Origin of the sequence: Citrobacter sp. Cf136 (assembly GCF_030333815.1) — a bacterium.
In the GTDB taxonomy this organism is placed as follows: domain Bacteria; phylum Pseudomonadota; class Gammaproteobacteria; order Enterobacterales; family Enterobacteriaceae; genus Citrobacter; species Citrobacter freundii.
Genome location: NZ_JAOWFE010000037.1, coordinates 200,576 through 225,319, shown reverse-complemented (window position 1 = coordinate 225,319; position 24,744 = coordinate 200,576). Strand labels below are relative to the sequence as shown.

Below are 24,744 nucleotides of genomic sequence, written 5' to 3'. Positions count from 1 at the left end.
AGAAAGCTTGTTGAGTATAGCGGGAAATTTCTAACGAGTTATTAAAGAAAACTTACCATCCTGTGAAACTATTAATTCTGTGTTGCGATATATCCTAAACAACATCAAAAAAATGCGCATGATTCATCTAATTTATTCACTGGCATTGTTTTTCTTCATTCGGTACAACAGAAGGGTTTAATTTTCAGGATCTTTTCTGCTTATGCGCATTAATCTGGATGTTTTGCTTATTCTCGACGCACTCGACAAACAGGGTTCATTTGCCGCGGCGGCCGAATCGCTGTTTAAAACGCCTGCGGCACTCAGCTATATGATTCAAAAGCTGGAAAGCGACCTGAATATCGAGTTGCTTGACCGTTCCGGACACCGGGCTAAATTTACCGACACCGGACAGATGATGCTGGAAAAGGGACGTTTATTGCTAAGTGCGGCAAAAGATCTCGAAAAACAGGCGGTACAGCTGAGTTCAGGCTGGGAAAAAGAGCTGGCGATTGCGCTGGACGACTCCTTTCCTTTCGCCTCGCTGTTACCCATTATCGATGAATTTCACGCGCTGAATAAGCAAACCCGCCTCAGTTTTACCCATCATACGCTGGCGGGTTCCTGGGAGGAGCTGACCCATAATGGAGCAGATATTATTCTGGGGGCGATTAATGAACCACCAACGTCAGCGGCCTGGTCCTACAAAATGCTCGGTACATTGGACAATGTATTTGTCGTGGCACCTGAGCATCCGCTGGCCACAGCACCTGATGGCCTGACCAACGAGCAGTTGTGCCTGCATCGGGCGATTGTTATCAGCGACAGCGCCCGCTTCTGCCATCCGTTACAAACCAATCTGATGGAGGAGCAGGCGCAGATCCGTGTCGATGACTTCCACAGTAAAGTGATGCTACTGCGAGCCGGCATGGGCTGCGGATTTCTCCCCCGCCATATTGCCAGCCCGTGGCTTGCTACGGGCGAGCTGGTGGAAAAAACAGTTATCTCATTTCGCCAAAAAGACGTGGCCTATATGGCATGGCGTAATAACCGTGATGGGCTGGCGCAGCGCTGGTGGCGAGACGCGCTGCTGGCAAGCCCGGCGATTGCGCACTTATATCAATGACCTGACCATACAGAGGCGGAAATCGCCGGCAACGTCAGGATATCGTCGGCAAGCACACCTTTGCCCTCTTTGTGCTGCCAATGACTCACGCTCAGTAATGGCGAGGCTGGCAGGACCACTTCACAAGCCTGGCCACGGTTAATCGCCACTAACACGCGCTGGCGGTTTAGCACCCGTACAAACACCACCACGTTATCCTCGGCGTAAATCACCTGACAACCACCGTGGCGTAGCGCCTGGCTTTGGTGGCGTAATTTTGCCAGCCGCTGGTACAACGCCAGCAGGTTAGCGTCCTGTTTTTCAGGCTGCCATGGGAAAGGTTTGCGGCAAAACGGATCGTTGTTGCCATCCAGCCCCACTTCGTCGCCGTAGTAAATACAGGGCACGCCAGGCCAGGTAAATAGCCACACCACCGCCAGCGGTAAACGTGCGACGTCTTTACCGAGCAGAGACTTAAAGCGAGCGGTATCGTGGCTGTCGAGCTGGTTAAACATGCGCAATTGCTGTTGATGCGACAACCCCGCGCGGTAGTTATCCATCCACGCCATACAGGTCTGAGCGTCAATAGATTGTGGGTCGTATGAAATATCGGTATTGGCGAGGAATCCCCAGAGAGGGAAAGTAAAGCCGCGATAGTTCATGGCGGCATCTTCCGCGTCGGCCTGCAACCACTGGCGAGCATCGCCAAAATGTTCACCCACCACATACGCCTCTGGCTGGGTTTCTTTTGCCGCCTGCGTAATGCCGGCCACGTGTTGTAGGTTGTTACGTGCGCCTCCTGCTTCTCCCAGCATGTGCACCACATCAAGACGCCAGCCGTCCATACTCCACGGCGCTTTCAGCCAGTGACGGACGATACTGTCTTCGCCGCGATAAATTTCATTTACCAGGCTTTCCGAAGAAAAGTCCAGCTTGGGCAGGCTGGAATACCCCAGCCAGTCGAGCGCAACGCCGTCGGCTGAGAAATGATACCAGTCGCGCCAGGGGGATTCTGGGTTATGGCACGCCCCATCCGTTCCCCTACTATGCCGGTCAAACCAGGCGTGCGAATCGCCGCTATGGTTAAAAACACCGTCCAGAATCAAGCGCATGCCCTGCTGTTGGGTGTTGTGCCGCAGGCGTAGCAGCGCCGTGTCGCCGCCAAATTGCGGATCAACATGACGGTAATCTTCGGTATCGTATTTATGCACGCTCGGCGCGGTAAACACAGGATTCAGGTACAGCGCCGTGACACCTAACGTTTTCAGGTACGGTAGCTTTTCGCTGATGCCGTCTAAATCACCGCCATAGAACGTGGAGCCACCGGCCTGAGCCGTAAGCGGTTCGTCCCATTCGCGCCGCACGATGTCGTGCCCGGCCGCGTGATGGTAATAGACGTTATCCTGGCCCGCTTCACGCGACTGGCTGCGGGCAAAACGGTCCGGGAAAATTTGGTAAAAGACCTGGTCAGCGACCCACTGCGGACCGTTATCCGGCACATCGACGGCAAACTGCTCCAGACGCGCAGGCGGAAAACGGCTGAATCCCTGTGGGGTGAACCACAACTGACGATCGAGCCAAAGTAATTTAAAGCTATAGCGTCGACGAGGCTGCCCGCTGGAGAGATCGATCGCCGCTCGCCACGCGGTCACACCCGGCTGCGGCTGGCTGCGCTGCTTGTGCATAGCTAGCGAAATCTCTTCGTTATCGTTTTCTGCGCGTAGCGTCACCCGCTGGGGTGGATTTTCCCCCGCCAGCCATAATGTAATCGTCAGTTGATCTTTGTTTTGCTTAACAAATGGGGCAACCGGAAGGTGCCAGGCGTTCAACATCACGTATCCCCTTTGATGATAATGACGTCACCTTGCCATAGCGAAGTGCAGGATCACTCATCATCTTAACGTTTATTGGGGGAGGAGTTCGGGGGAGGAGAAAATTGCCGGGTAACGCAAAGTTACCCGGCAAAAATATTACTGTGCTTCAGCCAGTTGGCGCTCGCGACGGCGCTTGAATCCCCAGCCGACCAGCAGCAGAACAATCCACGCAAAGCCGACGTACAGCGAAATGCGGGTATCCGGATGATAGCCGATAAGCGCGATGATAAAGACCAGGAAAATCAGGCCAACAATGGTCGTCGTTACCCCACCCGGTACTTTAAATTTCAGCGCTTTGACCTCTTCTGGCGGCAGACGACGACGGAAAGCAATCTGCGACAGCAGGATCATAATCCACACCCAAACCGTGGCGAACGTTGCCAAAGAGGCGATCACCAGGAAGACGTTTTCCGGCATGATGTAGTTAAGATAAACCGCAAACAGCAGCGCGATGGTCATCACCATCACCGTAACCCAAGGCACGCCACGACGCGACGTCTTGGCAAACATTTTTGGGGCACTGCCCTGCTCCGCCATGCCGTGTAGCATACGTCCCACACCGAAGACGTCAGAGTTAATTGCCGACAGCGACGCAGTCAGAACCACAAAGTTGAGGATCCCGGCAGCAAAGGTAATGCCCATATGCTGGAACGTCATAACGAACGGGCTACCGTCGGTACCCACCTGGTTCCACGGGTAGATAGACATAATGACGAACAACGTCCCCACATAAAACACCAGGATACGCATTGGTACGGAATTGATAGCGCGCGGAATAGATTTTTCCGGGTCTTTGGCTTCGCCTGCGGTAATCCCGATAATCTCAATCCCGCCGTAAGCGAACATAACCATTTGCAGCGACATCACCATGCCGAGCCAGCCGTTGCTGAAGAAGCCACCGTTGCTCCATAAGTTATGGATACCGGTCGGTTGCCCGCCGTTGCCAATCCCCCAAATGATGATACCGAAACCGGCGACAATCATGATGATAATGGTGGCGACTTTAAAGAACGAGAACCAGAACTCCAGCTCGCCAAACACCTTCACGCTCATCAGGTTGATGGCGCAGATAATCAGCACTACGCTAAGTACCCAAATCCAGTGCGGTACGGCCGGGAACCAGACGCCCATGTAAATACCAAAGGCAGTCACATCGGCAATGGCGACAATCAGGATTTCAAAACAATAGGTCCAGCCGGTGATATAGCCTGCCAGCGGTCCGAGGTTTTCCTGCGCATAGCGCGAGAAGGAGCTGGCTGCAGGGTTATGAACAGACATTTCGCCCAGCGCGCGCATAATAATATACGCCGCTACGCCGCCGATAATATAGGCCAGCAACACGCTTGGCCCCGCCATTTTGATGGCATCGGCCGAGCCATAGAACAACCCGGTACCAATTGCTGAACCTAATGCCATAAAGCGGATGTGCCGGGTGCTCAGCCCACGCTTTAGCTTGTTATTACTTTCCATCGATTCCTAACCTGTTAACACAATAAAAAAACCACGGGGCCATGTTAATAGCCCCGTGGTTAAAACTTATTGTCAGTGATATTAGTGTGCGCTGGAGGTCACTTGTCGACCCGCGGCGCGATCCCAGATAACTGCCAGGACCACCATCACGACTGTTGGCATCAACCACGCCAGCCCCTGCTCCGCCAGCGGTAAACGCTGGGTCCAGGCCGGTAACACGTCGCCAATTGCAGAAGCTTTAATGCCATCAAGGATACCAAAAATCAGGCTGATAAACATCGCAGGTGCAATGACGCGGGAAGAATTATGCCACCATGAGCGGGTAAAGCTTAATACAACCAGTGCGATACATGGCGGATAGATAGCCGTCAGCACCGGAATAGAGATCTGAATCAGATGGCTCAGACCCAGGTTAGAAACCACCATCGAGAAGCCGCCGAGGATAAATACCAGCGTACGATAAGACAGTGGAACGTACTGGGCAAAGAACTCTGCGCACGCACAGGTCAAGCCAACCGCGGTGACCAGACAGGCGATGAAAATCAGCGCCGCCAGCAGGAAGCTTCCTGCACCGCCAAAGGTGTGCTGAACATACGCATGCAGAATCGCCGCGCCGTTAGCAGACTGATCGACCAGAATCGCGCTATCTGAACCCAGACGGAACAGCGCGAGATACAGCAGCGTTAAGCCCACACCCGCCATTAAACCCGCCCAAACGGTGTAACGGGTCAGCAGACGCGCTTCAGTAACACCACGCGAGCGAGCGGCGTTAACGATAACAATACCAAACACCATCGCGCCCAGCGTATCCATGGTCAGATACCCGTTCACGAAGCCATTAGAAAATGCCGCAGTTTGGTAGGCTTCCATCGCATTACTGATCGGGCCTGCTGGCCAGACGATTGCGGCGACAGACAGAACAACCAGCGCCAGGATTTTCAGCGGCGCCAGGAAATTACCCACCGTATCCAGCAGTTTGCCCGGATACAGCGAAACCAGAATCACAATCGCGAAATAGATAACGCTATAGATAAACAGCGGCAGCGCAGAGTCACCGGTCAGCGGTGCAATCCCGACTTCGAAAGAGACCGTCGCGGTACGCGGGGTAGCAAATAACGGCCCAACGGCCAGATAGCAAACAGTCGCCAGTAGCAGACCAGCAACTTTACCGATAGGTGTGCTCAGTCGGTCCACACCACCACCGACTTTCGCCAGCGCGACAACGGTAAGTACCGGCAGGCCAACGGCGGTAATCAAAAAGCCAAAAGCCGCAGTCCAGACGTGTTCACCTGCCTGCAAACCAACCATTGGGGGGAAGATGATGTTACCTGCACCAACGAACAGTGCAAATGTCATAAATCCCAAAGCGATAATATCGCGCGATTTTAACTGATGGGTCATAAAGTCTTACTGCCTGTGGATGTGGTGTTGAAAGTAGTAAATTTTTGCCTTTCCCTGGGGGACAATACAGCGGCATTTTTGCTCAATTCCAGCGGGAAACACTCCCGACCTGGCGCGGCGAAGAATAGTTTTTCGATTTACCGCGTAAATGCAGTCGGTATGACAGCACCTGGAGCGCAATTTAAACGCTTATAACGTTTTAAAGCAAGGTGGGATCCAAAAACCAGAACAATATAGCGATATGAAAAATTGGGTTAGCACAAAACACCATTTCATGGAAAAAGGTATGGGTAATAGTTCGAACAAAAAACAATCAAACGTCGTAAAATTCAGGAGTCATATATTGACCGCATAGAAAAAGCCAGCTTGTGCTGGCTTTTGGAAAGATAATCTTACGAATGTGCTTTAACCGTTACTTTTGGCAATCAAACGTTCCGGGATCACGAAACTAAATCGCGTCCCTTTGCCTGGTTCGCTTTCGATATTCAAACGGCTGTCGTGATGATGCAGCGCATGTTTCACGATGGCAAGGCCCAACCCGCTACCGCCCGTTTGCCGCGATCGCGCCTTATCTACCCGATAAAAACGCTCGGTCAAACGTGGAATATGCTCGGCGGCAATGCCTGGACCGTTGTCTTCCACACAAAATTCCGCCCCCGAGACCACATGCTGCCAGCGTACGGTAATGTGCGTTCCCGCTGGTGTGTGGTTCACCGCGTTGTACACGAGATTCGAGATAGCGCTACGCAACTGCTCCTCGTTGCCCCGCACGTTCAGGCTGTTATCGACATCAAAGGTAAACGTATGTTTATGCTGGCTCAGGGTTTGCGCTTCGTGCTCGATCACGCGCAGCATCATGGGCACATCGACTTTCTCATTCAGTTGCAACGTCGGAGCAGCTTCAATTTTTGACAGCGTCAGCAGCTGTTTCACCAGGCCTTCCATACGGTACGTTTGTTCGCGCATGGTATGCAGCGCTTTTTCGCGCGTTGTCCCTTCCAGCGGATGCTCCTGCATCATTTCCAGATAACCTTGCAGCACCGTCAGCGGTGTGCGCAGCTCATGGCTGGCGTTGGCGAAAAAGTTTCGCCGTGAACCTTCCAGTTGGTGCATCTGGGTAACGTCGCGCGCCACCATCAGCAGTTGCTTATCCGTGTAGGGCATCACGCGAATTTCCAGATGCCGTCCGGTATTGAGCACCAGATTGATAGGCCGGCTAAAGTCGCGCGTTTTCAGATATTGTGTGAATTCCGGGTATCGCAGCAGGTTAAGAATATTTTGCCCGCTATCGTCCGGCCAGCGCAGTCCCAGAACCTGCTGAGCCAGTCCGTTACACCAGAAGATACCGCCTTCTTCGGTGGTCAATACCACCGCGTCGGGTAGTGATTCCGCCCCGCTGCGAAAACGTTTGATCAGGTTACCCAGTTCTCGACGGCGTTTTTTGTTGCGCAGCTGCATTTGATGCAGCCCATATAACAACGGCTCCCAACTGCCTCGCCCCGGCGGCGGCGTCATGCTTCTGTCGACCCATAGCCACCAGGACAAACGTAATAGATTCCAGAAATGCCAGATAAGCAGGCCCGTTACCGACGCCAGTAAAAACCAGGGCAGGTAACCGAAAAAAGCGCTAAGGATAAATGCCGGTATGCAGCACAGGATCAGCTCCAGTACCAACCTTTTCCATGACAATCGTTCTAGCAAACGTCTTACTCCATAAACGGCCTAATCCATCAGGCCCTGATTCTTGTCAGTCAGAAGCGGGTCGAAAAACGATATCCCGTCCCGCGAACTGTCTGCACCATTCGATCGTGTCCGCTGTGCTCCAGCGCTTTACGTAAGCGGCGGATATGCACATCCACTGTCCGGTCTTCCACGTAGACATTGGTTCCCCAGACATGATTGAGGAGTTGTTCACGGCTGTAGACGCGCTCAGGGTGGGTCATAAAGAAGTGCAACAGTTTGAATTCGGTCGGCCCCATATCCAGCGGATCCTCGCCGGTCATCACGCGATGCGAGGTCGGATCAAGGCTTAGCCCCTGCATCTCAATAACCTCTTCCACCGCCATCGGTGAAATACGACGCAGAACCGCTTTAATACGCGCCACCAGCTCCTTGGGAGAAAACGGCTTGGTAATATAATCATCCGCACCGGTTTCCAGACCCCGGACGCGGTCTTCCTCTTCACCTCTCGCCGTCAGCATCATCACGGGGATATCCCGCGTCATGGCTTCGCGCTTGAGATGTTTAATAAACTGCAGACCCGAGCCGCCGGGAAGCATCCAGTCAAGCAGGACGAGATCCGGCCAGGGTTCATTGAGTTGGTTCACAGCACTGTCATAGTCTTCGGCTTCTACGGGTTGAAAACCGTTTTGCTCGAGCACGAAGCAGACCATTTCACGAATTGGAGCTTCATCTTCTACGACCAGAATACGTCTCGCCATGATTTGCCCTGTTTATAATTAAATCGTTTGCCATCAATACGGTGCCATTATGCGTCAGTTTTATGACAGATTTATGAAAAGATAGCCCAGGTTTAACGCAGCCCGGCGAATTATGACAGCCCGGAGACAAGATATTACCGTCCTTGAAAGGTTATAATCCCCACCACTGTTTTATCGTCATGGAACTCTTATGCGCATCCTTCACACGTCTGACTGGCATCTGGGCCAAAATTTCTACAGCAAGAGCCGCGCCGCTGAACATCAGGCCTTTCTCGACTGGCTGCTGGAAACGGCACAATCCCATCAGGTGGATGCCATTATTGTGGCGGGTGATATTTTCGATACCGGCTCACCGCCAAGCTACGCTCGTGAGCTGTATAACCGTTTTGTCGTGAATTTACAGCAAACCGGGTGTCATCTGGTGGTGCTGGCAGGCAACCACGACTCCGTCGCCACACTCAATGAATCCCGCGATATACTGGCGTTTCTCAACACCACGGTCGTTGCCAGCGCCGGCCATGCGCCGCAGGTACTGCCGCAACGCGACGGCACGCCGGGGGCGATTCTGTGCCCGGTTCCTTTTTTACGTCCACGCGACATCATTACCAGCCAGGCCGGGCTAACCGGGCAAGAAAAACAGCAACATTTGCTGTCAGCCATCACCGACTATTACCAGCAGCAGTATCAGGATGCCTGCACGCTGCGTGGTGATCAGAATCTGCCCATCATCGCGACCGGGCATTTGACCACCGTCGGCGCCAGTAAAAGTGACGCCGTCCGTGACATTTATATCGGTACGCTGGACGCCTTCCCTGCACAAAACTTCCCTCCGGCGGACTACATCGCGCTGGGCCATATTCACCGGGCGCAGGTTATCGGCGGCACGGAGCATATTCGCTACTGCGGCTCGCCGATCGCTCTCAGTTTTGACGAGTGCGGCAAAAACAAATGCGTGCATCTGGTGAGCTTTGAAGCAGGGAAACTCAACGCCGTCGAGAACCTCACCGTACCGGTCACCCAGCCGCTTGCGGTACTGAAAGGCGATCTCGCCGCCATTACCGCCCAGCTTGAGCAGTGGCGCAACGTACAGCAAGAGCCGCCGGTGTGGCTGGATATTGAAATTACCACCGATGACTATCTGCATGATATGCAGCGTAAAATCCAGGCCTTGACCGAAGATTTACCGGTAGAGGTGTTATTGGTGCGCCGCAGTCGCGAACAGCGCGAACGCATTATGGCCAATGAACGTCGTGAAACATTAAGCGAGCTGAGCGTGGCGGAGGTTTTTGACCGCCGCCTGGCGCTGGAAGAACTCGAAGAACCGCAGCGCGAGCGGCTTAATCAGCTGTTTAGCGCAACCGTACAGACGCTTGCCGGGGAGGCTGAAGCATGAAAATTCTCAGCCTGCGCCTGAAAAACCTCAACTCCCTGAAGGGAGAATGGAAAGTCGATTTCACGGCAGAACCTTTTGCCAGCAACGGGCTGTTCGCCATCACCGGGCCCACAGGCGCGGGGAAAACCACCCTGCTGGACGCAATTTGCCTTGCGCTGTACCACGAAACGCCGCGCCTGAATACTGTGTCACAGTCGCAAAACGACCTGATGACCCGCGACACAGCGGAGTGTCTGGCCGAGGTGGAATTTGAAGTGCGGGGCGAAGCCTACCGCGCATTCTGGAGCCAGAACCGGGCACGCAACCAGCCTGAGGGCAACCTGCAGGTCCCGCGCGTAGAGCTGGCCCGCTGCGCCGACGGTAAAATCCTCGCCGATAAAGTCAAAGACAAGCTGGAGATGACCGCCGAGCTTACCGGGCTGGATTACGGTCGTTTTACCCGTTCCATGCTGCTCTCTCAGGGCCAGTTTGCCGCATTTCTTAATGCCAAACCAAAAGAGCGCGCCGAACTGCTGGAAGAGCTGACCGGCACAGAGATTTACGGTCAAATCTCCGCTATGGTGTTTGAAAAGCACAAATCAGCGCGTACGGAGCTGGAAAAACTACAGGCCCAGGCCAGCGGCGTGGCGCTGTTAGCGCCAGAGCAGGTGCAATCCCTGACGGAAAGTTTGCAGGTACTTACTGACGAAGAAAAACAATACCTTACCAGCCAACAAACCCAGCAACAGCACCTCAACTGGCTCATTCGGCAAAATGAGCTACAAACGGATATAAACCGTCACCAGCAGGCATTACAGGCAGCGCTTCAGGCGCAAGAAGACGCGCAGCCGCAGTTGGCGGCACTGAGTCTGGCACTGCCGGCCAGGGCGTTACGCCCGCACTGGGAGCGAATTCAGGAACAAACGGCTACTATCGAGCGTACACGCCAGAAGATTCAGGAAGTGAATGCTCGCTTACAAAGCAGCTTAACGCTACGCGGGCGTATTCGTCAGCAGGCGCAAATGCAGTCGACCTTGATACTAGCCGAACAACAGACGTTAACCGACTGGCTTAATGAGCATGATCGCTTCCGCTTATGGAGTAGCGAACTGGCAGGATGGAAAGCGCTGCTGGCCCAACAGTCCGACGCCAGCGCCCAGCTACGCCAATGGCAGCAGCTGCGAGAGAACGACACGCGTAAGCTCAATGCACTAACGCTTCCCGCACTGACCCTTTCGCCGCAGGAGGTAACGGATGCGCTGGCGCAACATGTGCAGCTTCGTCCATTACGCCAGCGGCTGAGCAATTTACACGGGCAAATCACCCCGAAGCAAAAACAACTGGCACAGTTACGCACCACGCTTGTACAGCGTCAACAAGAGTTGACCCAGCGCAACGCGGTGCTTGCCGAAAAACGTCAGCGCTATAAAGATAAAAATCAGCAACTTACCGATGTGAGAGTCATTTGCGAGCAAGAAGCCCGCATCAAAGATCTGGAAAGCCAACGGGCATTGTTGCAATCCGGCATGCCTTGCCCGCTATGCGGCTCCATCGCACATCCGGCGATTGAACGCTATCAAACGCTCGAACTGAGCGTGAATCAGACGCGGCGTGAGGCACTGGAAAAAGAGGTCAAAACGCTGGCCGATGAGGGTTCAACGCTACGCGGCCAGCTTGAGGCGATAACCCAGCAACTTCAGCGGGATGAACGCGAAGCACAGACGCTTTCTCAGGAGGAGCAAGCACTTACTCAAGAGTGGCTGACCGTCACCGCCAGCCTCAACGTCACGCTACAACCGCAGGATGACATTGCCCCGTGGCTGGCCGCTCAGGAAGAGCACGAACAACAGCTTCACCAGTTGAGCCTGCGTCATACCCTGCAGGCGCAAATCACCGCGCATACCGAGCAGATTACCCAGCTCCAGCTGCATATTGACCAGCGCCAGGCGACGCTAACCGCTGAGCTTTCCCGTTATGGTCTGGCCCTTCCGCCCGAGGATGACGTCGCCTCATGGCTAAGCGAACGGGCGAACGAAGCACAAATGTGGCAACAGCGTCAGAATGAACTGACCGAGTTACAGGCCCGGATTGCCCAGCTTGCGCCGCTGCTGGAAACGCTGCCTGAAACCGAGGCGCTTTCTGAAAACATTGAGGATTTGTCGCTGGAAAACTGGCGGCAGGTGCACGACGATTGCCTCTCTTTACAGGGACAGTGGCAAACCTTGCAACAGCAGGAGGCGCAGGACGTTCAGCGCGCCGCGGAAATCCAGACGCAGTTTGATGCCGCATTGCAGGCCAGCATCTTTGCCGATCGCGACGCCTTTATTGCCGCCCTGCTGGACGAAGAGACCTTTAATCGCCTGGAGCAGTTGAAGCAATCACTGGAAGGCCAGCGACAGCAGGCGCAAACGCTGGTTAATCAGGCCCAGCAGGTACTGGCGGCTCATCAACAGCAGCAACCAACAGAAGTGGATCTCACGCTGACGGCGCAGCATCTGCACGACGCGCTGGCGCAGCTCACCCAACTGCTACGCGATAACACTACTCGTCAGGGCGAAATTCGCCAGCAGCTCAAACAAGATGCTGAAAACCGTCAGCAGCAGCAGGCGCTGATGCAGGAGATTGAAAAAGTCGCGCAGCAGGTCGAAGACTGGGGGTATTTGAATGCACTGATCGGCTCGAAAGAGGGAGATAAGTTCCGCAAATTTGCCCAGGGGCTGACGCTGGATAACCTCGTCTGGCTTGCCAACAACCAGTTAACCCGTCTGCACGGTCGCTATTTGTTGCAGCGCAAGGCCAGCGAAGCGTTAGAGCTGGAAGTGGTTGATACCTGGCAGGCCGATGCCGTACGTGATACGCGTACGCTTTCCGGCGGCGAGAGCTTCCTCGTGAGTCTGGCGCTGGCGCTGGCATTATCCGATCTGGTCAGCCACAAAACCCGAATTGACTCCCTGTTCCTCGACGAAGGTTTCGGCACGCTGGACAGTGAAACGTTGGATACCGCCCTGGACGCGCTTGATGCGCTCAACGCTACCGGTAAAACCATTGGCGTGATCAGCCACGTCGAAGCAATGAAAGAACGCATTCCGGTGCAGATCAAGGTGAAAAAAATCAACGGTCTGGGCTACAGCAAACTCGACAAAATGTTTGCGGTGGAGTAATCGGCCAGCGGATATGGTGTCACAGGCCGGATAAGCGCTAACGCTATCCGGCACGCTATGTAGCACAATATTGCATACTCAGGGACGGATATGAAATGGCATTCCACTTCGCTTATCCGCAAGCTATCGCTATTGGCGGCGAACGTTCGTCGCTATGACGCATATCCTGCGTCTTTCTTGTTGGCAGGTGGTATGAAAAAAGTCATTTTCTCTTTAGCGCTCGGAACATTTGGGCTGGGCATGGCCGAGTTTGGCATCATGGGTGTCCTCACTGAGCTGGCGCGGGACGTGGGAATTTCCATTCCTGCCGCTGGCCATATGATTTCGTTTTACGCCTTTGGCGTAGTGCTTGGCGCGCCCATTATTGCGCTCTTTTCCAATCGCTTTTCGCTCAAACATATTTTGCTGTTTCTGGTCACCCTGTGCGTGATTGGCAACGCCATCTTCACCCTCTCTTCCTCGTATTTTATGCTGGCGGTGGGCAGGCTGGTTTCCGGCTTCCCTCATGGCGCATTTTTCGGCGTGGGCGCGATTATCCTGTCGAAGCTAGCCCGTCCAGGAAAAGTCACCGCCGCCGTCGCGGGCATGATTTCGGGGATGACCGTTGCCAATCTGGTTGGCATTCCCGTCGGCACCTGGCTGAGCCAGGAATTTAGCTGGCGCTACACGTTTCTGCTGATAGCCGTCTTTAATATCGCCGTAATGGTCTCGGTCGCTTTTTGGGTCCCCAACATTAGCGATAAGGTAAAAGGGAAACTGCGCGAACAATTTCACTTTTTGAAAAGCCCCGCCCCGTGGTTCATTTTTTCCGCCACCATGTTTGGGAACGCCGGGGTTTTCGCCTGGTTCAGCTACGTCAAACCGTACATGATGTATATCTCCGGCTTCTCCGAGGCACTAATGACCTTCATCATGATGCTGGTGGGATTGGGAATGGTGTTGGGAAATCTGCTAAGCGGTAGGCTGTCAGGCCGTTATACGCCGCTGCGAATTGCGGTAATAACCGACTTCGTGATTGTGCTGGCTCTGCTGCTGCTCTTTGCCTTTGGCGGCATCAAAGCCGCGTCGCTGACCTTCGCTTTCATTTGCTGCGCGGGTCTGTTTGCTCTGTCGGCGCCGTTGCAAATTTTGCTGCTGCAAAATGCTAAAGGGGGAGAACTACTGGGCGCGGCTGGCGGGCAAATTGCCTTCAATCTCGGCAGCGCGATTGGCGCGTACTGCGGTGGCATGATGCTGACGCTGGGATTTGCCTACAACTACGTGACGCTGCCGGCTGCGCTGCTGTCGTTTTCTGCGATGTCCTCGCTGCTGCTCTATGGTCGCCTGAAGCGCGGCGTGCAACAACAGGTTGCACCCGCGACATAACAACCGTTTATACGTGCGGCCACAGCCAGGCCGCGCCGCGCACGCCGCTGGAGTCACCATGCAACGCCTTGCGTAGAGGCGTTTCACACTCGCCGCCAAAAACAAATTGCTTCATCAACGTCGGAACGTTTTGATACAGTCGGTCGACATTGCTCATTCCGCCACCCAGCACAATGACGTCCGGATCGAGAATATTCACCACATGTGCCAGTGATTTCGCCAGACGAAGCTCATAGCGGCTCAACGCTTGCTCCGCAAGAGTATCCTGCGCACTAACAAGGCTGATAATTTCACTGCCTTTGAGCGGCTTACCGCTCAGGCGCTGGTAGTCGGTGGCAAAACCGGTCCCGGAAATGAAGGTTTCAATGCAGCCTTTTTTGCCGCAATAACAGGGGACTTCCTGCCGATAACGCAGCTCATCTTCGTCCATCCACGGCAGCGGATTATGCCCCCACTCCCCTGCGGTACCGTTACCGCCGGTGTGTGCCCGACCATTCAGCGCCACGCCTGCGCCACATCCGGTGCCTATAATCACCGCAAACACGGTTTGCGCCCCCGCCGCCGCACCATCCACCGCTTCAGAAACCGCCAGACAGTTGGCATCATTTGCCAACCGCACTTCGCGATTCAGACGCGAACTCAGGTCTTTGTCAAAAGGTTGCCCGTTAAGCCAGGTCGAGTTGGCATTCTTTACTACCCCGGTGTAGGGCGAGATTGAACCGGGAATGCCCATTCCCACGGTTCCCGTCTGCCCGGTAGCGTTTTCCGCCATCTCCACCAGCATGGCGATGGTTTCTATCGTTTGCCAATAATCATCACGCGGCGTGGGCAGGCGATGGCGAAAAAGCTGTTCGCCCGCATCGCCAAGCGCAATAACTTCCGTTTTCGTACCGCCCAAATCGATACCTATACGCACTGTTTGCTCCTCTTCCCGATTAACAATGCAAGCATAGCGACAATTCGCTATCATGCCCGCTGGATTTAACGACAAGGCCGTGGAAATTATCATGCTGTGGTTCAAAAATTTAATGGTTTACCGTCTTAGCCGCGATGTTTCTTTGCGTGCCGAAGAGATGGAAAAACAGCTGGCATCAATGACGTTCACCCCTTGCGGTAGCCAGGATATGGCAAAAATGGGCTGGGTTCCGCCGATGGGATCGCACAGCGATGCATTAACGCATACCGCCAATGGCCAAATTATTATCTGCGCCCGCAAAGAAGAAAAAATTCTGCCGTCGCCGGTTATCAAACAGGCGCTGGAAGCCAAAATATTCAAACTGGAAGCTGAGCAAGGTCGCAAACTCAAGAAGACCGAAAAAGACTCACTGAAAGATGAAGTTCTGCACTCATTGCTGCCGCGCGCCTTTAGCCGCTTCAGCCAGACAATGATGTGGATCGACACCGTCAACGATCTGATCATGGTCGACTGTGCAAGCGCGAAAAAAGCGGAAGATACGCTGGCGCTGCTGCGTAAAAGCCTCGGTTCGCTGCCGGTCGTTCCGCTGACGATGGAAAACCCTATTGAGCTGACGCTGACCGAATGGGTTCGCTCCGGCACAACAGCACAAGGGTTCCAGTTACTGGATGAAGCTGAACTGAAAGCGATCCTTGAAGACGGCGGTGTGATCCGCGCGAAAAAGCAGGATCTGGTCTGCGACGAAATCGCCGTGCATATCGAGGCGGGCAAACTGGTCACCAAGTTGGCCCTCGACTGGCAGCAGCGTATTCAGTTCGTTATGTGTGACGACGGCTCCATTAAGCGTCTGAAGTTCAGCGACGAGCTGCGCGATCAGAACGAAGATATCGACCGTGAAGATTATGCTCAGCGTTTTGATGCCGATTTCATCCTGATGACAGGTGAACTGGCGGCGCTGATTAAAAGTCTGGTGGAAGGATTAGGCGGCGAAGCGCAACGTTAGCCCTGTTTAGCGAATGGCGACACAATATCGCCATTCGTCATTTTTACGCTTACAAATAGCGACAAAGATAGGATGTTGGCTCTGCTACCTGCAGATGAAACTCACTGTTGCCCGGTACGTTAAACACGTCTCCTGCGGCATATACTTTCCACTCGGTTTCCCCTGGCAGCAGCACGTTCAGTGCGCCACTAACCACCGTCATCTCTTCAGGCGCCGCAGTACCAAAGGTATATTCACCTTCAGCCATCACGCCTACACTGGCGCGGCCAGTACTGCTGCTGGTAAAACCGATCGATTTTACTTTGCCGGAAAAGTATTCATTACTTTGAAGCATACAACTGGCCCTATCTCGTGATTAAGTTAGGAACCAATATAGGGGGCTGACGTTCCACCTGTCACGCAAAATTACGCCAGCAATTCCGAAGCCAGTCGAGCAATCAACACATTGGACAGCAAAACCGGGACATCCAGCGACTTTTGCAGCAAATCACGATGGCGTTGATGAAAACCCAGGCAGTCCAGCATGAGAACATCAGCGCCTTGCTCAAGGAGATATTTTCCGGCATCAATCAGCTGTTGTTCAGAACCTTCTACTGGATTCGCTACGGCATACACTGGCGGCGTTTGTAACACCTGCCACTTTTGTGTCTGGGCTTTGAGCAATTCAGCAACAGGTACTATGACCCCAACCTGATGCCCTTCGACAATCGAAGCCACTAACGGGGGAATAATGCGTATGGGTTCCAACAAGATGCTATTGCGGGCGGTCAGACGGGTGATTGAAGCGGTACTCATCAGCAGGATCACGTCAAAGCCCTGATTATCCAGCACCTCCACGATACTTTGTAGCGAGCGTTCTACCTTCAGGCGCGAGACATGTGCAAGCTGATGGTCGCTAAGCAGCGTTAATAACAGCTCATCACCGGGTGAAGCTCCGTACTCAGCCATCACATCTTCTCGCTGCATCTGCCCCAGCAGACTGTGGTGAGTAATGTGCTGTTCATCAATATATTCCGTCAGGAGCGGTAACACCTCACACATCGGCACAACGCCAATCGTGAGGATAGCCAACGACGTACTCATTTGTTGCTCCACCGTTTTCTTACTTTGCTGTGAAATCCCGGACACGTGCCGGACGCTAACCTGTGCTACAAATGCTCAAAAGCGTAGCAGTAGATCGGCGGTGTATTGTGTAAAGATTCCAGATCATTCCAGTACTGGATTGTTATTGTTTAATTTTCAATTTTTACTGTATACAGCGAAATTTAAAAAAATGTGATGCACGCCCGGACTGGCACTTTTAAGACTCGTGCCAGGGCGGTCTTCGTATCAGGTTTTATCGGGGTCTTCGTAGCGTTTTTTAGCATCCATCGCTTCCTGAGCCGAAGGATGCTCACTGATCAACGAATTCGGTTTAGGGTGATCGGCACGAAGTTGATACCAGATTACCGTCTGGCCTGGCGTCCCTTTTTCAACCGTAACAATGGTCGCTTGACGTGGGTAAGGTGGTTGTGTCGGCATAGTTCTTCCTTTTCACTGGATGAACATTAAGTATAGACACCGCCCTGCAACCGTGGCGCTGCCTGCGCCAGTATCCCAAGAATGTCTTCCACCACCTGCGCAGGCGCATTAGTGGCATCAACGATATAGTGCGCGGCTTCGCGATACAAAACATCTCGCTGGGCGAGCACTTCCTGCACTTCTTCAGTCAACGGCTTGCCGGTTAAGGTCGGTCGTAATCCTTCTTCAGGCGTCGCCTCCAGACGATCAACCAGTACCGATACCGGTGCGCTTAAATAGATAACCACGCCGTGGCTGCGCATGTAGTGACGGTTAAATTCGGTAAGAATAATACCGCCGCCAGTCGCAACAACCGTTGCTGGTGCTGTGACAGCCTGCAGAGCGGTCGTTTCCTGGGCACGAAACCCTTCCCACCCTTCTCTTTCGACGATTTCCGCCACGGTCATTTGCACGTGCGATTGCAACCAGCGATCGGTATCAACGAACTGGAAATCAATAGCCTTTGCCAGCGCCATACCGGTTGTCGTCTTACCACACCCCCGGGGGCCAACAAGAAAAAGAGGTTGCGTCATCACAGAATTTCCCCAGAGAACCGCCAACAAGCGGGATCTGATGCGGTTAAAAATATAATCATATCATCAAACTAGTACACCGCCAAAACCGTAAAGAAAAAATTACATAAAGAATGGCGAGATGAGTTAACCCCTACTATAACAAGAATTCACAACGAATAAAGTGTAAATAATAAATTACACACACTATTTTCTACGCTGAACTTCCAGCCACCACTTATCCAGTTCAGCTGCAAAATGCTGTCTGTCGCGGGACGAAAGGCTGTCCGGCCCCCCGGTCTGAATACCGCTAGCGCGTAGCGTATCCATAAAATCACGCATCATCAGACGCTCGCGGATCGTGGCTTCGGTATAACGTTCGCCACGCGGGTTAAGCGCCGCCGCACCTTTTTCAATCACTTCAGCCGCCAACGGAATATCTGCCGTTATAACTAAATCACCAACACTGCACTGACGCACAATCTCGTTATCAGCCACGTCAAAGCCCGCAGGCACACGTAATGTGCTGATGAAACGCGAAGGCGGGACGCGCAGGCTTTGGTTGGCCACCAAAACAAGCGGCATTTGCATGCGCTCAGAAGCGCGGTACAAAATGTCTTTAATCACATTCGGACACGCATCGGCATCCACCCATATTGTCATAACTTCTCCCCACTGTTGTGCTGCCGCACATTGTCGCGTGCTTTTACTTTCAGGCAAAGTGCTGTTTCTCCTTCTGAACATATTCATTCCGCGCTAAGCTTAGCTTTCCCAGGTTTACCCCAAATAATTCAAGTTACTTGAAGTAATTAGGGTATAAAACAATGAATATCATCCATAGGGAGTGACAAGATGGACAAGAAAATTGGTTTTATCGGCTGCGGTAATATGGGCAAAGCCATTCTTGGCGGCATGATCGCCAGCGGTCAGGTTCTCCCCGGACAAATCTGGGTCTATACCCCTTCCCCCGATAAGGTCGCCGCGCTACACGACCAGTACGGCATTAATGCGGCGCAGTCTGCACAAGAAGTCGCGCAGATCGCTGATATTGTTTTTGGGGCTGTAAAGCCAGGCATTATGATTAAGGTGCTGAGCGAAATTACCTCCAGCCTGAACAAAGACTCCCTGGTCGTCTCAATTGCCGCAGGCGTCACCCTCGATCAGCTTGCCCGCGCGCTGGGTCACGACCGTAAAATCATTCGCGCGATGCCAAACACGCCATCGCTGGTGAACGCCGGAATGACCTCCGTCACGCCAAACGCCTTAGTCACGCCGGAAGATACGGCTGACGTGCTGAATATCTTCCGCTGCTTTGGCGAAGCTGAAGTCATTGCGGAGGCAATGATTCATCCGGTCGTTGGTGTCAGCGGTTCAGCACCGGCCTATGTATTTATGTTTATCGAAGCAATGGCAGATGCCGCCGTTCAGGGGGGAATGCCCCGCGCGCAGGCTTATAAATTTGCGGCACAAGCGGTAATGGGTTCGGCGAAGATGGTGCTGGAAACGGGTAAACATCCTGGCGAATTAAAGGATATGGTGTGCTCGCCAGGTGGAACCACCATTGAGGCGGTACGCGTCCTGGAAGAACGCGGTTTCCGTTCATCAGTAATTGAAGCGATGATTAAGTGCATGGAGCAATCGGAAAAACTCAGCCGCTCCTGAGTTAACACCGCCGGACGTCATGCCGCCGCTTCAGTGCGGTTACGTCCGGAATTCTTTGCTTTATAGAGCGCCATATCTGCTGATTTTAACCATTCTCTATAGTGTTCAGTTTCAGATGTCAGCGGCGCAACGCCCACGCTAATGCGCAGGTCAACCTGCGGCGCGCAAGATAAACGCAGTTGGGTAAGCCGTTCGTGAACACGAGACATCGCTGCAATCGCGCTGCTCGCCGACGTGCCACACATGATTACCGCAAACTCATCACCGCCAAAACGCCCAATCACATCGCTACCGCGTAAGGTCATCTGTAACTGGCGGGTCAGTGCAACAATGGCCTGATCCCCTACGTCATGGCCCCAGGTATCATTGATACTCTTAAAATGGTCGATATCGATGATAAGGAGCGTGGCATCACGCTGATGGCGACGACAATTATCAAACTCATTACGCAGCAACAGTTCCCAATGACGTCGGTTATACACCCCGGTCATCCCATCTCGCGTACTCATAACCTGTAAGCGACGTTTATGTTCTGCCAGCCGGATGAGCGTCTTATAACTCACCCAGGCAAACAGCAACGGGTAAACCACTAACACTGGCAGTGACAGCAGCACGCTCAGCTGCGTACTGCTAAAAGCCATGGGGATATCCGTTAACTGTAACGTCACCAGGCAGGAAACCACCATCAACACGGCGCCTGCGATGAAGACTCGCATACCTCCTGCGCCCATCAGGTTGATACAGATAATCATCAACAGCGCCGTGGATGGCAGCAAGTTTATCCCCATAATCCCCATCCACATCCCGGCGAGGATGGCATCGGCTTTTAAGTTGGTATATTCGCTATGCAGTGGATCGACAGCTTTACTTGCCAATTGCCATGCCAGATGTGGCCAGACAAATGCCCATCCCACCAGCAAAAGCCACCAGCCTCCGGTTATTGGCTGAGAAACTAATACCGATGCGATAGGGAAAAACATCCCCCCCAGTCCCACCGCTCGCGGCAGCCTGATTCGTCGGGCAAATCGCAGACCGGAACGTTGGTGGTCATTTTGATGAAGCAATATAAATGCTTCATTTGAGACGACCTTCTTTTGATAAAAATTTTCATCATTCATCGTATTTGGGAATATTCTGAAACAATTTTCCCAAATTATAGGAAGGGGTCTGGCGGCGGAAGTATGATATTTCGGGTGAGCGATTTTATCTGCTCACCCGGAAGTGCTAAGCAGATTTTTTCAGGCAAGCACTCATAAACTTATTACGATCATCGCCTTTCAGAGACTGCTCCGTCGCCTTGACGTTGCATTCACGCATTTTCTGCTGCTGCGGCGTCAGGCTCTTTTCCTCAGGCCCAGATTTACTGTTTTTCAGGCAATCACTCATATACGTCTTACGCGCATCCCCTTTTAAGGTTTGCGCCGTTGCCTGCTGATTGCAGGTGGTCATACGTTGTTGTTGCGGGGTTAATGTCTTCTCGGCAGCACCGACGGTAGTTAAAAAAATAAGACCAAAAAGCAACGTCATTAATAATGTAATTTTCATAGCACCATCCTTTTCTGAACGACGACACACAGGTAAGTTTGGCTGCTAACGATAAAAATACCACCCGACGGCAAAAGTATTGCCGCCGGGCGTCGGGTTATTTCAGTCCTAACGCCGCTTTCATGGTGTAGAACAGGTCGGTTTGATCGGTCAGGCCAACCACATTCGCCGCATGAGGGCCATAGGCTGCAATACGCAGTTGGCTGCCGGTGTGCTCCTGGGACTCTTCTTCAGAGTTGCCATAGCTAATGACCATCACCGCACCATCTTTGGTGTTCAGCGCTTGCGTTAAACCGGGTGCTTTAGTATCCGGTGCGACTATCTGGCTGGCATGCGCGTGGTCAGCGGTTACCACGACCAGGGTGTTGCCATCTTTCTTCGCAAAAGCAAGCGCACGCTGCACCGCTTCATCCAGATCGACAGTTTCACCAATTTGTCCACACGGGTTAGCGGCGTGATCTTGTTTGTCGATTGACGCGCCTTCCACTTGCAGGAAGAAGCCTTTCTCATTTTTGCTTAACAGCTCAATCGCTTTATCCGTCATCTGTGCCAGAGTCGGCACGCTGTCGTTACGTTTTGGATTTGGCGTGCAGGTCACTACCGGCTTATCCAGATTTCCGTGATAAGACGCTTTCGGGCCTTCCCAACGCACTGGCATATTACCGTCAGAGAACAGACCCAACAGCGGTTTATCCTGATTCGCTTCGGTAATCGCCGCCAGCGTCGCGGTATCACTCACCATCTGGTAACCACGGGCCTGTGCTTGTTCACGCAGCGTTTTACCCTGCCACTCACCTGCCGTAGCTGTTTCAGTAAAAGTTTTTGCCCCGCCACCTAACGTAACATCCGCACGGGCCTTTAATAATTGTTCGGTAATCGACCCTTTACCGCCTTTTTCCAGCGCGTTCGTCGGGCATTTTTCAGCCGTCACGCTCGGGCCATAGCATTTACGCGAAGTGACATGGGCAACCAGTGCGGCAGGCGTGGCATCCTGCAATTCAGCCGTGGAAACGTTACCTGTCGCCAGACCCGCCGCTTTGGCCATTTCCAGAATAGTAGCGTGATCTTTCTCATGAATATCAACGCCCAGAGCACCATTGTAAGTTTTAACACCGGTCGTCCACGCCGTCGCCGATGCTGCAGAATCTGTCACATAATCGGGCTTGCCGGTTTTCTTATCCAACGCATAATGTGTGTATTGTCCGGTCAACGGTAAAGCATCAATACCTTTAAAAAAGCCGCCCGCGCCTTCAGCATAATTTCGCGCTGCCGTTATTTCGGAATCACCCATCCCATCGCCAATCAGTAAAATAATATTTTTGGCCGGTTTGTCGCTCAGCGATTCGCGCAGAGCCGCGGTTTGGTCGGCAGACAATCGGCGAGCGCCACCCGGCGTGGAGATATCACCTTGAGCGGCACGATTATCCAAAACCGCTACAGTAGATGTTTCTGCATTAATAACCGGGGTAAACAGCAAAGGTAACAGGGCAATAGCGAGTGCGCTTTGTTTCACTTTATATTCTCCATGTATAAATACGGTAAAATTAAAACAAAGCGACTATAAGTATTTGATGTGACACTTTTATGATAATTTGTGGGTGCCCCGCCACAGATGGTTCAAAACGCTTTTGGTACGATCTCGCAAGCGTTATGTATGTTCGTCAGAAACGCGGGCATGCGGTTTACATCAGCCAGCGCCCCCTCAATTTGACGAATAAATATTTGCCGATCGTTCCACGCCATATTGCGCAGCATTTCGATGATTACCCGCTCTAACGTTTCGACCTGTACCGCCAGATCTTGCGACTCTTCTTCTTTTTGCGCGAGTTTAAGTAACAACTCAGTGACGAGGTTTTTCATTTGCCTATTCCCTTAACAAAATATGGGTCACGTTATCATTAAGGCTCACGACTGCCTAGAGGATGAAAGTTGTATTTTTATAAGTAATAAAACGATTTGCGAAAACAATCACAACACAAAATAAGGGTAAATGCGTCTTGACGCAGAATGATTCAATATAAAAAGGTAAGAAAATTAATAATCACATAAATATACAATACACAATTATGGATTAACAACGCTGACAGGCAGCGTTGTTAATCAGGAGCTCAACGCCCCCCGCGCCGACGTCGCAACGCAATAGCCAATTGCCAGATATTGATAAGCACAATGCTTGCTGTAGCAATGAACACCCAACGGAACCCCGCCATTGCCGAAACCGTCGCCCCCATTAATGGCCCGGCGACGTTGCCGAGATACATAAATGACTGGTTATAACCAAAGATGCGCCCGGTTATCTGGTCGCTGGAGTATTTCAGTAACAGCGTCTGCACCGCCGGCAACATCGCACCGTCGGCAAAGCCAAGCAGAAAACGGAGAACTCCCAACTGCAACGGCGTGGTGACCCACGACATAGCGAAAAACAGCACCACCGCGAAGATTAACGTCGCCATTAAAATCCGCTCAGTACCAATACGGTCGCCTAATTTACCAAGTCGAGGCGCGGAAATCAGAGCAGAAATGCCCGGTACTGAGGCTATCAGCCCGCTGAGAAAGGCAATATTCGAACTATCTGGGACCATTGATTTAATAAACAGCGCCAGAATTGGCCCAATTGAACCGTTACAAAGTTGAATCACCATGGTGGTAAAAAACAGGCTGATCACCAGCGCCGGATGTGAAAGCGAGGCAAATACGGCCTTCCCACTCAGACGTTCGCTTTTTTTAATCGTCGGACGAACGCCCTCTTTGATCAAAAACAGTGTGACCAGAAAACTCACCACCAGCAAAGCGGCGGTAATACAGAATACCGCCCGTAAGCCAACGTGATCGGCAATAAAGCCCCCCATTAACGGTCCACCAATGACACCGCTAATTTGCGCCGTCGACAGCGTACTCAGCGCCCAGCCGCTGCGTTCACGCGGAACCTGTGACGCGACCAGCGCCATCGCATTAGGAATATAACCGGAGGTTAACCCCATCACCCCGCGCAGCAGAAAAAGCTGCCAGACGTTAGTAGCAAATGCCTGTAGCAAAATCGCAATGGCCATACCCAGTGAGGCCCGCAGCAGCATTAGCTTGCGTCCTTTGCGGTCGGCTAAACTGCCCCACATTGGAGAGACAATAGCTGAAATCAGGAAGGTGACGCTGAACGTTAATCCGGACCACATTGAGAGCGCTTCATGCGAGGTCACGCCCAGTTGGGAGATATAGAGTGGTAAAAAAGGCAAGATTTGGCTAATCGCCAGTCCGGTAAAAAAGCACCCGAACCAAACGGAAATAAGGTTAACTCTCCAGGATTCCATAAGGACTCATAACGATAAGTAGCTGAAAACTGCGAGCAGCTTAACAAATTACTTAGCTGAATAAGGGTCCACA

At 52.7% G+C, this 24,744-nt stretch carries 22 protein-coding genes; 6 read left to right on the top strand and 16 right to left on the bottom strand.

The window, feature by feature from the left end; translation table 11 throughout:
- Positions 1 to 202: 202 nt before the first annotated feature.
- Entirely contained in the window at positions 203 to 1,105 is a 903-nt protein-coding gene (locus tag OGV98_RS14880) for a LysR family transcriptional regulator (RefSeq protein WP_044699345.1), read from the top strand.
- On the opposite strand, the gene malZ is transcribed toward OGV98_RS14880, so the two are convergent.
- From malZ to phoB, 5 genes are all read right to left on the bottom strand, one after another.
- The gene (malZ, locus tag OGV98_RS14875; RefSeq protein ID WP_032941218.1) at positions 1,099 to 2,916 is read right to left on the bottom strand and encodes a maltodextrin glucosidase; all 1,818 of its coding nucleotides are present in this window, start codon (positions 2,914 to 2,916) and stop codon (positions 1,099 to 1,101) included. The genes OGV98_RS14880 and malZ overlap by 7 nt on opposite strands.
- Positions 2,917 to 3,054: 138 nt before the next feature.
- Entirely contained in the window at positions 3,055 to 4,428 is a 1,374-nt protein-coding gene (gene proY / locus OGV98_RS14870; protein WP_032948680.1) for a proline-specific permease ProY, read from the bottom strand.
- 81 nt (positions 4,429 to 4,509) lie between these two features.
- Positions 4,510 to 5,829 (bottom strand): branched-chain amino acid transporter carrier protein BrnQ, encoded by a 1,320-nt coding sequence (brnQ, locus tag OGV98_RS14865; protein ID WP_003021501.1) that lies wholly within the window; start codon positions 5,827 to 5,829, stop codon positions 4,510 to 4,512.
- A 405-nt stretch (positions 5,830 to 6,234) separates the two neighbouring features.
- Complete coding sequence (gene phoR / locus OGV98_RS14860; protein ID WP_003021498.1) at positions 6,235 to 7,530, bottom strand: phosphate regulon sensor histidine kinase PhoR; 1,296 nt, start codon at positions 7,528 to 7,530, stop codon at positions 6,235 to 6,237.
- 50 nt (positions 7,531 to 7,580) lie between these two features.
- A complete protein-coding gene (gene phoB, locus OGV98_RS14855; RefSeq protein ID WP_003021496.1) occupies positions 7,581 to 8,270 on the bottom strand; it encodes a phosphate response regulator transcription factor PhoB in 690 nt (229 codons plus the stop codon).
- Positions 8,271 to 8,460: 190 nt separating this feature from the next.
- Here phoB and sbcD point away from each other — a divergent pair, with 190 nt between their 5' ends.
- From sbcD to araJ, 3 genes are all read left to right on the top strand, one after another.
- Positions 8,461 to 9,663, top strand: coding sequence for an exonuclease subunit SbcD (gene sbcD, locus OGV98_RS14850; RefSeq protein ID WP_032936985.1), 1,203 nt, complete (start codon positions 8,461 to 8,463; stop codon positions 9,661 to 9,663).
- Complete coding sequence (gene sbcC, locus OGV98_RS14845) at positions 9,660 to 12,803, top strand: exonuclease subunit SbcC (protein WP_202580726.1); 3,144 nt, start codon at positions 9,660 to 9,662, stop codon at positions 12,801 to 12,803. The genes sbcD and sbcC overlap by 4 nt, the downstream gene beginning before the upstream one ends.
- A 192-nt stretch (positions 12,804 to 12,995) precedes the next feature.
- On the top strand, positions 12,996 to 14,168 hold the full coding sequence (araJ, locus tag OGV98_RS14840) for an MFS transporter AraJ (protein ID WP_275378766.1): 1,173 nt from the start codon (positions 12,996 to 12,998) through the stop codon (positions 14,166 to 14,168).
- Positions 14,169 to 14,175: 7 nt separating this feature from the next.
- Here araJ and mak read toward each other — a convergent pair whose 3' ends face one another.
- Complete coding sequence (gene mak, locus OGV98_RS14835) at positions 14,176 to 15,084, bottom strand: fructokinase (protein ID WP_202580727.1); 909 nt, start codon at positions 15,082 to 15,084, stop codon at positions 14,176 to 14,178.
- Between the two features lie 91 nt (positions 15,085 to 15,175).
- On the opposite strand from mak, the gene rdgC reads away from it, so the two are divergent.
- On the top strand, positions 15,176 to 16,087 hold the full coding sequence (gene rdgC / locus OGV98_RS14830) for a recombination-associated protein RdgC (protein ID WP_003021479.1): 912 nt from the start codon (positions 15,176 to 15,178) through the stop codon (positions 16,085 to 16,087).
- Positions 16,088 to 16,136: 49 nt separating this feature from the next.
- Here the strand turns inward: rdgC and ppnP are convergent, their stop codons facing one another.
- The 5 genes from ppnP to OGV98_RS14805 form a co-directional block, all read right to left on the bottom strand.
- The gene (gene ppnP, locus OGV98_RS14825; RefSeq protein WP_003021477.1) at positions 16,137 to 16,421 is read right to left on the bottom strand and encodes a pyrimidine/purine nucleoside phosphorylase; all 285 of its coding nucleotides are present in this window, start codon (positions 16,419 to 16,421) and stop codon (positions 16,137 to 16,139) included.
- Positions 16,422 to 16,492: 71 nt separating this feature from the next.
- A complete protein-coding gene (locus OGV98_RS14820) occupies positions 16,493 to 17,170 on the bottom strand; it encodes an AroM family protein (RefSeq protein ID WP_003021474.1) in 678 nt (225 codons plus the stop codon).
- Positions 17,171 to 17,416: 246 nt separating this feature from the next.
- Positions 17,417 to 17,608: a protein YaiA gene (gene yaiA / locus OGV98_RS14815; RefSeq protein WP_286551658.1), complete on the bottom strand. Its 192-nt coding sequence runs from the start codon at positions 17,606 to 17,608 to the stop codon at positions 17,417 to 17,419.
- Positions 17,609 to 17,634: 26 nt separating this feature from the next.
- Positions 17,635 to 18,180: a shikimate kinase AroL gene (aroL, locus tag OGV98_RS14810; protein ID WP_003836009.1), complete on the bottom strand. Its 546-nt coding sequence runs from the start codon at positions 18,178 to 18,180 to the stop codon at positions 17,635 to 17,637.
- A gap of 186 nt (positions 18,181 to 18,366) precedes the next feature.
- Complete coding sequence (locus tag OGV98_RS14805; RefSeq protein ID WP_185229122.1) at positions 18,367 to 18,822, bottom strand: YaiI/YqxD family protein; 456 nt, start codon at positions 18,820 to 18,822, stop codon at positions 18,367 to 18,369.
- 189 nt (positions 18,823 to 19,011) lie between these two features.
- On the opposite strand from OGV98_RS14805, the gene proC reads away from it, so the two are divergent.
- Entirely contained in the window at positions 19,012 to 19,821 is an 810-nt protein-coding gene (gene proC / locus OGV98_RS14800) for a pyrroline-5-carboxylate reductase (protein ID WP_003021462.1), read from the top strand.
- Between the two features lie 17 nt (positions 19,822 to 19,838).
- On the opposite strand, the gene adrA is transcribed toward proC, so the two are convergent.
- The 5 genes from adrA to OGV98_RS14775 form a co-directional block, all read right to left on the bottom strand.
- Complete coding sequence (gene adrA / locus OGV98_RS14795) at positions 19,839 to 20,954, bottom strand: diguanylate cyclase AdrA (RefSeq protein ID WP_085954043.1); 1,116 nt, start codon at positions 20,952 to 20,954, stop codon at positions 19,839 to 19,841.
- Positions 20,955 to 21,045: 91 nt separating this feature from the next.
- On the bottom strand, positions 21,046 to 21,366 hold the full coding sequence (psiF, locus tag OGV98_RS14790; protein ID WP_003021454.1) for a phosphate starvation-inducible protein PsiF: 321 nt from the start codon (positions 21,364 to 21,366) through the stop codon (positions 21,046 to 21,048).
- 97 nt (positions 21,367 to 21,463) lie between these two features.
- A complete protein-coding gene (gene phoA, locus OGV98_RS14785; RefSeq protein WP_102190796.1) occupies positions 21,464 to 22,879 on the bottom strand; it encodes an alkaline phosphatase in 1,416 nt (471 codons plus the stop codon).
- A gap of 104 nt (positions 22,880 to 22,983) precedes the next feature.
- Positions 22,984 to 23,226: a sigma-S stabilization anti-adapter protein IraP gene (locus OGV98_RS14780; RefSeq protein ID WP_003021448.1), complete on the bottom strand. Its 243-nt coding sequence runs from the start codon at positions 23,224 to 23,226 to the stop codon at positions 22,984 to 22,986.
- 248 nt (positions 23,227 to 23,474) lie between these two features.
- On the bottom strand, positions 23,475 to 24,671 hold the full coding sequence (locus OGV98_RS14775; protein WP_202580728.1) for a multidrug efflux MFS transporter: 1,197 nt from the start codon (positions 24,669 to 24,671) through the stop codon (positions 23,475 to 23,477).
- Positions 24,672 to 24,744: the final 73 nt, after the last annotated feature.